The following is an 11,462-nucleotide window of genomic DNA, read 5'->3' as shown; positions in this document are numbered from 1 at the left end:
CCATGGGAGGATCCGCTGGAGCACTAGGGAATGCGGGGATTTAGAGGGGTTTGCGTGCCAGGAAGCAATATAGCGGCGTGAAGACCCCGGTCCTGCCGCCCGCGACATAGGCGTCGGCGGTCCGATCCATCAGACTGAAGACTTCCGCGGAACCTTTCGGGAACACCCCCAGTATCTCGGCCAGCCTGGATGCCCCGATGAACACCTTACGCCCCAGCGGAAGCCTAGGCAGGAAATTGTCCAGCGTTCCGTGCCGGGTTTCCATGGGTTGGTACCACGGCGTGGTCGGACCGTTCTCCTCGACGGCTAGGTCCGCCCCCTCGACGACCTGGAATCCCACGGTTTCAAGCGCCCGGTCCACCTCGCCCATCGTCGCGATATCCTTGAGCGCGATGCCGTGCATTAGTTCCTGCTTGATGGCTTGGTGCCGGTTGTCGTCGGGATCGAACTTGTCCGTAAGGCACATTTCCTGACCCCAGAAGAGGGCTCCGGGTTTCAGCACGCGGTAGATCTCGGCGAACGCGTCCGTCTTTTTTGGCGCGTGGCACGTCGATTCGATCGCGTAGCCCCGGTCGAAGGTGTCATCCGCGATGGCGCTCATGTCCATGAAGCTGCACGCGATGTAGTCGACCATGTGGTCGAGCCCTGCCTCAACGTTCAACGATTTTGCCTTGTCCAACTGGATTTCATTGTTGTTGACCCCGACGACCCTGACTCCGGCCTCGCGGACGACACGGCGCATCGGGCCGCCGATCCCGCAACCGATATCGACCACCGTCATCCCCTCGTGCAGCTCCAGCTTGGCAATCATCAGCCGCTGATGCCGAATCTTGGAGTCCTCCAGGCTCTCGCGGGGCGACAGCGGTGCGAAGTGAAGGGATTCGCCCCAGCCGAACACCATGAGCTCGCTGCAAAGGTCGTAGTATTCCTTGACGGTCTTGGTGTGATCATAGTCCGCCGCACCGGTATTCTCCGCGGACGCCCTGTCTGTCCATCCATTGAAGTATTGCACGCGGCGGGCGACGTTCGACCCGCTGTACGCGGTCTTCAGTCCGTTCAATAATTTGCGGAGTTGCATAGCAGGTTTCCCCTATAAAATTTATGGAATTATTTTTCGCAATAAGTGGTTATGGGCTTAACCCTTTAATTACCCAAAAATCCAGCGAACTAGAGTAACACCGCCGACTACTATCAGAATTGCCACAAGAGCAATAGCCACAAAGCCCAACAGGTAAGCGATTATGTATCTAAGGTTTTCCATAGTTCACGGAAGCAAAGGCATCTGCCTCATAAAGAGTCCTGTGGAACGAGCCGGTCGCCACCAGCACTAGTATAGTATTTAATGAAAGATGCAATTTCAAGATCAACTTGGCTAGACGGATGCCATTTTGTCTGCAACCAAAATATTTCATAAGGACAAGTTATGAGTTTATGTTAAGAGAACAGGCTAGCTGTGCATTGATCTAGAAACAAAAGGCAAGCAAAACGCTTATTATTATTCCCCCCACAAACGAGAAAAAGCAGAATTTACACTTTTTCGGTTTAGATATATAATTCCCTGAAGCTAATGCAAATGCATTTCTGGTACTTAACGCTGGATAAGCGGAATAACAGCAAATGAATCCAAACTCAAACGTGCGCAAGGATGAAGCCTTGCTTTACCCATTTCCGGAAGGCTGGTATTTTGTTGCCAGCCGCAAGACGATTGAAAAAAAGGGACTCTTAAAGAGAACTTGGCTTGGAGAACAGATTGTTGTCTGGTGCAACGGGGAAGGGAACGTTTGTGTTGCTGAGGCGGTCTGTCCGCATCTTGGAGCCGATCTTGGCCCTGAGGCAGGGGGGCGGGTGCGCAACGGTTGCCTCGTATGTCCTTTTCACGGTTTCGAGTTTGACGTGAGCGGTCAATGCGTGGCGACACCCTTCGCTCCTCCGCCAAAAACCGCCAAGCTGAAGGTGTTCGAGACACGAGAGATAGAGGGTCTCATTTTTGGTTGGTGGGGCAGCGGCGGTCGAGAACCTCTATGGCACCTGCCCGAAATCTCCACAACGGATACCGACTGGAGCGGGATGGAATTCTGCCACCTCCGTTTCCCGGGACATCCCCAGGAAACTACCGAGAACTCCGTGGATGTTGCACACCTTAACTATGTGCACCACTACAACAGTGTGAACATTGTCGGTTCGGTATCGATTGACGGCACCTTCCTCAGGAACTCCTTTAACTTCAAACGTAACCTTACAGTTGCTGGCATCAAGCTTTTCGAGTACGACGTTTCTGCGGTCGCCAGTATACACGGGCTTGGCTATTCAATTGTCGAGGTTCACGAACATTCGATCAATATGGACACCCGCCTGTGGGTGCTTGCAACACCGATTGATGGCAAAATTATTGAATTGACGTTGGTGAGCCAAGTGCGACAACTTCGTAATCTGAAGGGAGTGGGCCACGGGCTGCGGCTCCTTCCCCTGGGACTCAGGACCCGCCTCATGAACAAGGTCCTCATTGCTTCCCAGGAGCATGACGTCATGCAGGATGTCGTCATCTGGAGCAATCTAAAACATCGGTCACTTCCAAGGCTTTGCAGCGTTGACGGCGATATCGGGAAGTATCGGCGCTACTGCAGGCAGTTCTATCCGGATGGTCAGTATTATAATCCGTAGAGGTATGTGGAGACGTTTATGCCGATTTCGGCATACTATTCAGCTTTTCCATACCGCACAGTGGAATCTTCGCGATCTATGCGGTTGAGCGTCTCAATCTCTCCCTAATCTCCTCGGTGGTTTCCTTGGTCTCGTCAAGTAGCATCAGAAGCGGCGGAAGAAAGAAGAAATCTGCCAGTAGAGCAATAATTACCGTTATTCCTACCAAAAGACCAAGCACTTGGTTTCCCACCACCCCGGATGCTCCGAACACCATGAAGCCCAGACCAAACACTACGGTAGTTGTAAACAGTGCCCTGCCCACCAAGCGAAAGGCAATTTGAACGGACTCCGAAGGCAATTTCCCTGCTTTTCTGCTATCCGTATATTTTGTCATGAAGTGGATGGTGTCATCCACGATGATGCCGAATGCTATAGCGGTGACGACCGCCGCTGGAACTCCTACCTCTCCCACCAAATACCCCCACAGTCCCATGGCCATAGCGGCCGGAAGGAAATTGGGGATCAAACTGACCAGTCCCAGGCGTATGCTTCTGAATATGGCGAACAGCAGCAGGGAGACGATGGCCATCGCCACAAAAGTGCCCTGCAACATATTTTCAATGTTCCTCTGAATCGAATGAGACCCCACAATCGAAATTCCTGTAGCGCCGGTTTCCATGCCGGGGGCATTTTGCCGCAGCCACGCACGTGAACGATCGTCAAGATCGATCTTTTCCTTGCTGGACATACTCTTCACTGAGACCGTTGCGCGTGTTGCCCTCCGGTCATGGTCGATCAGGTTGTTCAGATCGCGGCCTACCGGAAGAGAGAATTCGTAAAGCAAAAGGTACTGCGCAGCAAGGTCAGGATCGTCGGGAAGGGCGTAGTAATCCGGGTCATCACCATGCAGGTTCTTGTTAAGACGCTTCATGATATCGGCAATTGAGAAGATATGGACAAATTCCGGTTGCTCCCGGTACCAATCCGCAAACGACTCAACCTGTTTTAGGTATTCTATATCCGTGACGGCGCCTTCACGGCCGGAATCGAGAGAGTACTCATAGGTTTCCACGCCAGGGAAATTCTCGCTCAGAAAATCCGCGGATCGCCGGAACTCGTAACTCTCGTCAAGAACCTCAAGCCAGTTCTCCCTAAGCTCAATCTTGGAAATGCCTGCAACCAGAAAGACAGTCACAATGCCAAAGAAGCACAGAAGGATCGTACGATAGGAGATGACAAAACGGCTGAGACGATCGAAAAAATCCTGTTTGTCTTCGCGCAGCTTCCGGGGACGAATAGGTAATAGTGACAGGAATGCGGGCAACAGAGTCACCGAAAAGACGAAAGCGCACATGGAACCGAACGCCACGATGTTACCCATGACCTTAAACGGTGGCATATCTACGAAATTCAGGCTCAGAAATCCGATTGCGGTTGTGAACGAGGTAAGGAAAATAGGCCACACGTCCACTCGCACGGCATAGATTGCCGCTTCTGTTCTCGTCATGCCCTGGCGTAAGCCCCCGGCCATTGCCTCAATAATGTGCACGGAGTGAGCGACGGTCACGGCCATCAGCACGAACATTGCGGCACCGCTTTCACCAAACAGTCTTAAGCCTGTCCACCCGGCAAAGCCCAGCGCGGATGGGATGACGGTAGCAATCATCAGCACAATGGCAAGTGTCCCCCATATCGAACGTATCAGAACCAAGGCGACAAGCAGCATGGTTCCAAGAGCAATGGGCCCGAGGATGGCCGTTTCATCATCAAGCGCGTCACCTATGACACGATTGAGGATGAGTCCACCTAAAAGGTGGTAGTCGATGGATGTATATTTCTCCCCGGCGTCGGCAACAGTTTCATACAGGTAGTCAGTAACCTCTCGCTTGGCCAATTCCCTATTGTCGTCAGGAAGAATAATACTGACAACCAGACCTGCAACTCGTCCGTCACGGGAGACGAATCGCCCGGCAACTTCCTCAGTGCCGAGCGCGATATCCATGATTCGTTGTATATCGGTATCGCTCAGGGAACTGGCTTCGTCTATAAGCTGCTCAACAACCAGCTCGTCTTCAAACCCCTCGCTATGCGTATAGTTTGAAATAGAATCGACGCGGGTGGCGTACGGGGTGCGCCAAAGCTGCTTGGTCATCTCTTCAATGGCAACAAGCGTTTCCCGTGTAAAAATGGTGCCGTCATGCGGTGCTATGGCAACCAATACGACATCGGACAGTGCATATGTCTCTTCAAGCTGTTCGAGTGCAACGAGGTGTGGGTCGGATTTACTAAAGTGGTTGCGGAAGTCTACGTCCACCACAATCAAGCGCGTGGCTCCCGCGGCAAGGACCAGCATAACAAGCAAAGAGAGCAGAATGGTCAGCCAGCGGCGGGCGAGAATTGTTGAGATGTAGGATTCCAAGTTCATAAGATCGTGCCGAATTATACAATATGTGTAGGTTTCAGATCTGGCATTTCCTCATACTTTGTTCACCGTTCAAAGACCTAGTTCTTTTACCTTGCTGAGTATCTCTTCGGCATGGGACGAGGATTTAACTTTGTTCCAAATATACGCTATCCTGCCGCCTTTTTCTATAAGGAAGGTAGTCCTGCGAGCAACGAAGGGGAAGAACTTCCACCTTACCCCGTAAAGAGCCACTATCTTCCTGCTCCTGTCGCTCAATAACGGGAAATTGAGTGAAAACTTGTCTCTGAACTTCTCATGGGACTTCACCCCGTCTGTGCTTACCCCCAAGACCTGTACTCCAAGAGACGCAAGTTCCTCCTCCGCATTGCGAAGCGAGCAAGCCTCATTAATACAGCCCGTAGTGTTGTCCTTAGGATAAAAGTAAAGCGCTACGGTTCCTTTAGAATAAAAGTCGCTTAGCCTTACTTTCTCCGCTCCGTAGGTTTCGGTTTCAAAATCAGGGGCCTGGTTCCCTATCTCAAGATTTTTTCCCATGATTGTAGCTTGACAAACAAGCTTGATAAAGGGTAACAAGTCCCCGGCACCTGCGCAACCCCGGATTCCCGGGGTTGCATCCCTTGGAATATCCCGGTATTGTCTCTTTTGTTTGGACATGCAAATCCTATCTTGATTATCGCTTTATAGTTAGATAAGTTACTACGATTGAAAAATGGCTAGTCAAAACAATCAACTTGAATTGCAGTCCGATCAGGTCGAAGGTGTCTTGATAATAACCGTAGCTGGTCGAATTGATGGTCTGAACGCACAGGAATTCCACGAGAACCTGGACAAGGAAATAGGTGGTTCTGACAATCCCGTAGTTCTGGATCTTGAAAAGCTGTCCTACATCAGCAGTGCGGGATTGCGTTCAATTCTGCTTATTGCAAAAACATTGCAAAGTAGAAATACGAGATTCATGCTGTGTTCCTTGCCTGGTCCCATAAGGGAAATCTTCGAGATCGCAGGTTTTGATAAAATCATTGATGTGCTCAAATCTCGTTCTGACGCTATAGCTGCAACAACGGGTTAAAACGCGTCACGAAGAGGCAGTTGCCGAGTCCTCGCCTTCTGCGGTTTCTTCTGAAGTATCAATTACCTGATGAGCTACAGGGTCAAGCGGCAAGACGACAATCATATCTGTGTATTCTCCTTCCTCCGTTTCTACGCGAAACTCACCGCCGTGCTGTCGTACTATGTCGTTGGACAGCGATAATCCCAAGCCTGTCCCTTGATCCGTGGGCTTCGTTGTATAGAACGGGTTGAAGATACGTTCCAATGCGGATTCGGGAATACCGGTTCCATTGTCACGAACATGTACCTCAATACGGTCATCAACGAGCCGCGTACTCAATTTAAGCGTCGGCTGATAATCTTTCTTCGACGCATTGTCGGCTGCCAGCATTTTTCGTTTTTCGTCCGCGGCATAGCAAGCATTAGTTACCAGATTTAGGAAAACCCGGCCGATGTCCTGCGGTTGCACCGTGATCTCGCCTATATCCGGCGAGTAGTCTTCCTGGATTTCTAGCTGGAAGTCAGGGTCGGCAGCGCGAGCGCTGTGGAACGCGAGCAGCGCATGGTCGTTAAGCAATATGTTGAGGTCAGTCGGTTGCCATTCCCCGCCACCACGGCCCATCTTGAGCATGTCTGTTATAATTCGGTTCGCACGAGTTCCGTGCTCGTGAATGCGTTTCAAATTTCCTGTCAAATCCTCGGCTACTTCCTCGACTAACTCCGGATCGTATTCCTCTTTCGCGTCCCCGTTAGCCTCCATTTTGGCCACTTCCTCCAGAAGTTCTTCCAGCAGCTCTTGTGAAACCTCCGAGAAGTTCATGATGAAGTTCATTGGATTTTTGATTTCGTGTGCGACCCCGGCTGTCAACTGGCCAAGCGCAGCAAGTTTCTCTCGCATCACGATCTGGTCCTGCGCCCGTTTCAACTCTTCGTTAGTATGTGCCAGTTCTTCGTTTTTTTCTTGCAGCTGGTTGGCGAGCGTCTCTACAAGATTAAGGCGTTGTACTTCCAGTGCGTTATATCGGAACACCTCAAGCGCCTTGGCTAATTGCGCGATTTCGTCATTACCTCTAGTGTCGACGGCTATTTCCAGGTTGCCATCAGCCATTTCTTGCATTTGATTCGATATTCTCTCCAGACGCCGAATCAGACGACGATGTACAAGTATCCATCCCCACAAGATTCCACCACTTATAGCAACAATATTGAAAACCAGTAGTACCTTCGTGCTGGTGGCAGTTACCGCCGCCGCTTTGCTCGCCATCTCCCCTGCAGTCATGCTTGAATCGTTTACAACGCTTTCTACTCGCGCTACGATGTCAATTCCCAAAGCTTGATTCTCGAGAAGCAGGGCGGATAATTCATCGTCAACTGCAAGTTCCCGACTGCGCAGGTCAAATCCGTTGTTTTCCCTTCTGCCGAATGAGACCAGGTCTTCGAAAATCCCAGACAGCTGGTCATGAAGGTCGCCTCCCCCCTGTTCGTATTTCTCAAGCGCATCAAGCGATCGGCTGGTGCTACCGGCTGCGGCTTCAAACCGTTCTCGCAATGGCTGCAGCATGGCCGCATCGGTCACTACAAACGCGGTTGCGAGCAACTGCGAAGCGACTACAGCCGCTTCGCGGAGTTCAAACAGGCGACGATAGATCAGGAATTCCGGTTCGGAGAAATGAACCGAGCGGGGAGATTGTACTGCATCAAGAGACCGGTGTCCGGTCATTAAATAGAACATCTGATCGTCGATTTCGTTAATCATAATCGGCGTTATTTTACTTTGGATACCCCGGAGCTCGTCTCTAAGATTGAGACTGCTCTCGCGAAGTTCAAAGCGTTCCCTGACAAGCAGCTTGATCCGCTCAATGTTCTGGATTATGGCGACCCCGTCAGATTGAATCTGCCGCGCTTGTTCGCTTTCTCCTTGATTTTCCATCATTGTCGAGAGTTGTGTTTTAAATGCATCCGCCTGCAGGTCGACCGTCCCGACAACGGTCCTGAACTGCTCAGGCGTGCTCGCGGTGAGTCGGGGAGCAGCGGCGACGAGCATGGCTGTCTGCTGGGCAATTGCAAACGCCGATGTCATCTCGGGTATATTCTTTTCATTAACGTTCTGCTGAACTTTGCCGATTTGGTTAAGGAAGGAAAGAGCCATCAAGCTGACGATGATGATGAGTACTACAGCACCTGCGTAACTTATATAAAGTTGCGTAGAAATTTGCGTAGAAATTCGGTTCCAAAGCTTTGAAAACATTTCGCTTATCTCAATTCAACGTCTTTTGCCTATGCAAAACGTCGGTCAGTATCGTCGTGTTAGAGACGTGAGTGGCGTATACTGGCCATCAGGACCAATAATCGTCAAAAACACGCTGTCTGAACCTTGATTATCATTCTTGCTATATCGCAAGGTGAAGCCATCCAAATTAATGTTGTTGCCGGTCCGCAGCACCGCGTCGATGCAACCGCGGTTAACCCGGTTGCCGCAATTATCTACCACATAGATAGCCAAACGCCCTGCTAAATATCCTTCATACGATAGAAATCCGGGTTTTGCCGCCGGGTCGTACGCCTTGAGCGCAGCACGATAGGAAGCGGAAGCAGGCACCGTGTTTCCGGTTGGAAAAGGAACCACCTGGGTAACCAGAACTCCGGCCCCTTGATCACCCAGTTCGCTTGCCAAGGCACTACTGCCTACGAAAGAAAGTGTCATAAAAATGGAGTTCATACCGATGTGGCGCGCCCACTTAATAAATGTCGCGGTTGGCTTGTAGGGACCAATAATAATCACAGCTTCCGGTCCGGTAGCGTGCAGATCAAGAAGGGCCGTCTTTATCGCGACAGTATTGCGAGGAAATATCCCCGTTCCGATAGCAGAAAGCTTGCGACGCTCAAGGGCAAGAAGGACCCCATTCAAACCGGCACGACCGAATGAGTCATCCTGATGGAGAATGGCAATGCGATTAATTCCGAGATCGGTCGTCAATCGTTCTACCATCTCCTCGGTTTCCTGATAATACGAAGCCCGAAGATTGATCACTGTCCGGCGTGCGCTGTCACGCAGGAATTCCGCACCGGTCATAGGTGCTATGTAAGGTACATCGTGTTCCTCCGCGACGGGTACCGCAGCTTTGGATGTAGGAGTGCCAACTGCGCCGATGAGTGCGAAAACATTTTCACCAATCAGTCGTCGCGTATTTACAATTGCCGCTTCCGGTTCGTATGCGTCATCCATTGATTGCAGTTCCAGACGACGTCCGTTAACGCCACCCCGGTCATTAACCTCTTTAAACGCGGAAAGAATGCCGGTTTGCATGCCTTTACCAAGTTTGCCGGCCGGGCCGCTGAAGGCAGCTGACTGCCCAAAGACAATACGGTCACTGTATACGCCCGGCACAGCGTGTGTTTGCTGTTGGGCTTCCCCTGATGCTGCGGTTGCCAGTATTGCAACTATTGAGGCGGTAACCACTTTTTTGAGAGACAGTCTGCTTAATAACCGCATTTTATCTTTGCTAAATTTTCTTGATCATAGTCAGATGATTACGATCACTGTTGCGTCGATAGCGCAACTCTGTCATCAGTTGCTTCGCCAGCATTATTCCCGCTCCACCAATACCGCGGTCTTCAAGCGAACTTTCGACATCAAGCTCCGGTGCGTCTTCTAGCGGATTAAAGGGGGATCCGTCATCCAGTATCTCAACAGTTATGGTTTCACCTTCTCTAGAAAGTATGATTTCCACTTCATGTTCCTGATCATCATCATGCGCATAGCTTGCCACGTTAGTGAAGATTTCCTCTAAGGAGAGCTGCGTGTTAAACAATGCTTCAGGGGGGAGACCCTGCTGTTCAAAAAATTCCTCCAGCGCCGCTGTGATCGTTCGGATTTCTTCCATCCGATTGGGAACGATCAACTTACGTGAAGCTTGTATCTGGCCTTCTTTGCCCATTATGTGGTTCGCAGAACTAGACAGGTTATATCGTCAGATTGCGGATTTTCACCAGCGAACTCTTTGACCGTCTCGAATACCTCATTTGTAACTTCCTCGGCGTCCTTGAAAGTGCCGCTTTGGAAAATTTCGCAAAACCTGTCCATTTCAAATAATTCCTTATCTTCTTTTTCAGCTTCCACTACTCCGTCAGTGTAAAATACAATCATGGAACCTGGTTCAAGGGTGATTGTATTTTCCTGATATTTGAAATCCTGCATCACACCCAGAGCAATTCCGCCCGTTGACTCCAATAGTTCAGTTGTCAGATTCGGTTTGACGATGACCGGCGGATTATGTCCGCCGTTTGCGTAAACGAATTCTTTCGTTCCAGGATCGTAAATGCCATATAACAGGGTTACGAATGTCATGGCATCGTTTTCATCCGCCAACATCGTATTTACCTGTTCCAGCACGGCGGCCGGAGAGGTGGAAATTGCCGCACAAGCCTTCAACAGTGTACGACTGGCCATCATGAACATTGCCGCGGGCACTCCTTTGCCCGACACATCAGCTATTGCAACGCCGATCCGGCCGTCACTAAATTGATAAACATCGAAAAAGTCGCCGCCTACGGAAAGAGCCGGAACCATGCTCGCGTACAGATCAAATGCTTCAGAAGTCGGGAAGGATTTTGGAAGAATGTCCTGCTGCATTGTCCGTGCCACATCAAGCTCGTTCTGGAGAGCTACGAGTTTGTCGCGCGCACTCAGTGCTTTACGCCACATAGCAAGGTTTTCAATCGTGCGTTCAATTGTAGTCTTCAGGTCCGTGAAGTCTATCGGCTTGGTCACGAAGTCGAATGCCCCACGGTTCATGGCAGTCCGTATGTTTTCCATGTCGCCGTATGCCGAGACCATTACGGCACGAATATCAGGGTCTACGTCGGGTATCTGTGCCAATAATGTCAACCCGTCCATAACGGGCATATTGATGTCAGACAGTACAATGTCGAATCCGTCGTCTTTGCGTAGAAGTTCGAGTGCTTCCACACCGTTGTGTGCAAATTCGAATTCGTAACGACCGCGACGAACTTCACGCCGCATTCTCTGCAACATAAGCTGTTCTAAATCTATCTCATCATCGACAACCAAAATTCGGATTCTGCTGTCGTCCATTTAGAACCTACCTTGCCATTTAGGGCCTATTTAATTGCTAAATCGGTAATTATATACCTGATTACGCGAAGTTATGTATAGGGAATCATATACTCGGCTCGGCAAAATATCTGTGTCCGACACTAGCAGACCCACCGAAAACACAGTTATTTTATGGCAAAAGCATTAGGCAAGAACTTAAGCAAAGGCATTTTCGTAATCAAGCTGTTCCAGTTCAGAATCCTTATATTCTCAGCCCATAGTGGCGTA

The 11,462-nt window shown here is 50.3% G+C and carries 9 protein-coding genes; 2 read left to right on the top strand and 7 right to left on the bottom strand.

Going from position 1 to position 11,462, the window contains the following annotated elements:
* Window positions 1–40: 40 nt before the first annotated feature.
* Window positions 41–1,078, bottom strand: coding sequence for a methyltransferase domain-containing protein (locus F4X55_04900; protein ID MYC40334.1), 1,038 nt, complete (start codon window positions 1,076–1,078; stop codon window positions 41–43).
* 539 nt (window positions 1,079–1,617) lie between these two features.
* Here F4X55_04900 and F4X55_04895 point away from each other — a divergent pair.
* Window positions 1,618–2,661 carry a Rieske (2Fe-2S) protein gene (locus F4X55_04895; protein MYC40333.1) on the top strand — a complete coding sequence of 348 codons (1,044 nt, stop codon included), beginning with the start codon at window positions 1,618–1,620 and terminating at the stop codon, window positions 2,659–2,661.
* A 76-nt stretch (window positions 2,662–2,737) separates the two neighbouring features.
* On the opposite strand, the gene F4X55_04890 is transcribed toward F4X55_04895, so the two are convergent.
* Together F4X55_04890 and F4X55_04885 are read right to left on the bottom strand one after the other, a co-directional pair.
* Window positions 2,738–5,068: an MMPL family transporter gene (locus F4X55_04890; protein ID MYC40332.1), complete on the bottom strand. Its 2,331-nt coding sequence runs from the start codon at window positions 5,066–5,068 to the stop codon at window positions 2,738–2,740.
* A 69-nt stretch (window positions 5,069–5,137) separates the two neighbouring features.
* Window positions 5,138–5,602, bottom strand: coding sequence for a peroxiredoxin (locus F4X55_04885; protein MYC40331.1), 465 nt, complete (start codon window positions 5,600–5,602; stop codon window positions 5,138–5,140).
* A 175-nt stretch (window positions 5,603–5,777) separates the two neighbouring features.
* Between F4X55_04885 and F4X55_04880 the strand changes: the two genes are divergently transcribed.
* Entirely contained in the window at window positions 5,778–6,137 is a 360-nt protein-coding gene (locus F4X55_04880; protein MYC40330.1) for an STAS domain-containing protein, read from the top strand.
* A gap of 6 nt (window positions 6,138–6,143) precedes the next feature.
* On the opposite strand, the gene F4X55_04875 is transcribed toward F4X55_04880, so the two are convergent.
* From F4X55_04875 to F4X55_04860, 4 genes are read right to left on the bottom strand one after another with little or no spacing between them, the layout of a single operon-like run.
* Window positions 6,144–8,366: a HAMP domain-containing protein gene (locus tag F4X55_04875; protein MYC40329.1), complete on the bottom strand. Its 2,223-nt coding sequence runs from the start codon at window positions 8,364–8,366 to the stop codon at window positions 6,144–6,146.
* Window positions 8,367–8,411: 45 nt separating this feature from the next.
* On the bottom strand, window positions 8,412–9,593 hold the full coding sequence (locus F4X55_04870) for an ABC transporter substrate-binding protein (protein ID MYC40328.1): 1,182 nt from the start codon (window positions 9,591–9,593) through the stop codon (window positions 8,412–8,414).
* 28 nt (window positions 9,594–9,621) lie between these two features.
* Window positions 9,622–10,056: an ATP-binding protein gene (locus F4X55_04865; GenBank protein ID MYC40327.1), complete on the bottom strand. Its 435-nt coding sequence runs from the start codon at window positions 10,054–10,056 to the stop codon at window positions 9,622–9,624.
* Window positions 10,056–11,213: a SpoIIE family protein phosphatase gene (locus tag F4X55_04860; GenBank protein MYC40326.1), complete on the bottom strand. Its 1,158-nt coding sequence runs from the start codon at window positions 11,211–11,213 to the stop codon at window positions 10,056–10,058. Before F4X55_04860 ends, F4X55_04865 begins: the two co-directional genes overlap by 1 nt.
* Window positions 11,214–11,462 lie beyond the last annotated feature (249 nt).

It is taken from the genome of Candidatus Dadabacteria bacterium (genome assembly GCA_009840385.1).
Classification (GTDB): Bacteria; Desulfobacterota_D; UBA1144; order Nemesobacterales; family Nemesobacteraceae; genus Nemesobacter; species Nemesobacter australis.
The sequence above is the reverse complement of the archived record's forward strand: the minus strand, read 5'-3'. Positions and strand labels throughout refer to the sequence as shown.

Bases quoted from the DNA above. Each gene is read 5' to 3' on its own strand.
- F4X55_04900 (MYC40334.1), bottom strand. From the start codon at position 1,078: ATGCAACTCCGCAAATTATTGAACGGACTGAAGACCGCGTACAGCGGG.
- F4X55_04890 (MYC40332.1), bottom strand. From the start codon at position 5,068: ATGAACTTGGAATCCTACATCTCAACAATTCTCGCCCGCCGCTGGCTG.
- F4X55_04875 (MYC40329.1), bottom strand. From the start codon at position 8,366: ATGTTTTCAAAGCTTTGGAACCGAATTTCTACGCAAATTTCTACGCAA.
- F4X55_04860 (MYC40326.1), bottom strand. From the start codon at position 11,213: ATGGACGACAGCAGAATCCGAATTTTGGTTGTCGATGATGAGATAGAT.
- F4X55_04885 (MYC40331.1), bottom strand. From the start codon at position 5,602: ATGGGAAAAAATCTTGAGATAGGGAACCAGGCCCCTGATTTTGAAACC.
- F4X55_04880 (MYC40330.1), top strand. From the start codon at position 5,778: ATGGCTAGTCAAAACAATCAACTTGAATTGCAGTCCGATCAGGTCGAA.
- F4X55_04865 (MYC40327.1), bottom strand. From the start codon at position 10,056: ATGGGCAAAGAAGGCCAGATACAAGCTTCACGTAAGTTGATCGTTCCC.
- F4X55_04895 (MYC40333.1), top strand. From the start codon at position 1,618: ATGAATCCAAACTCAAACGTGCGCAAGGATGAAGCCTTGCTTTACCCA.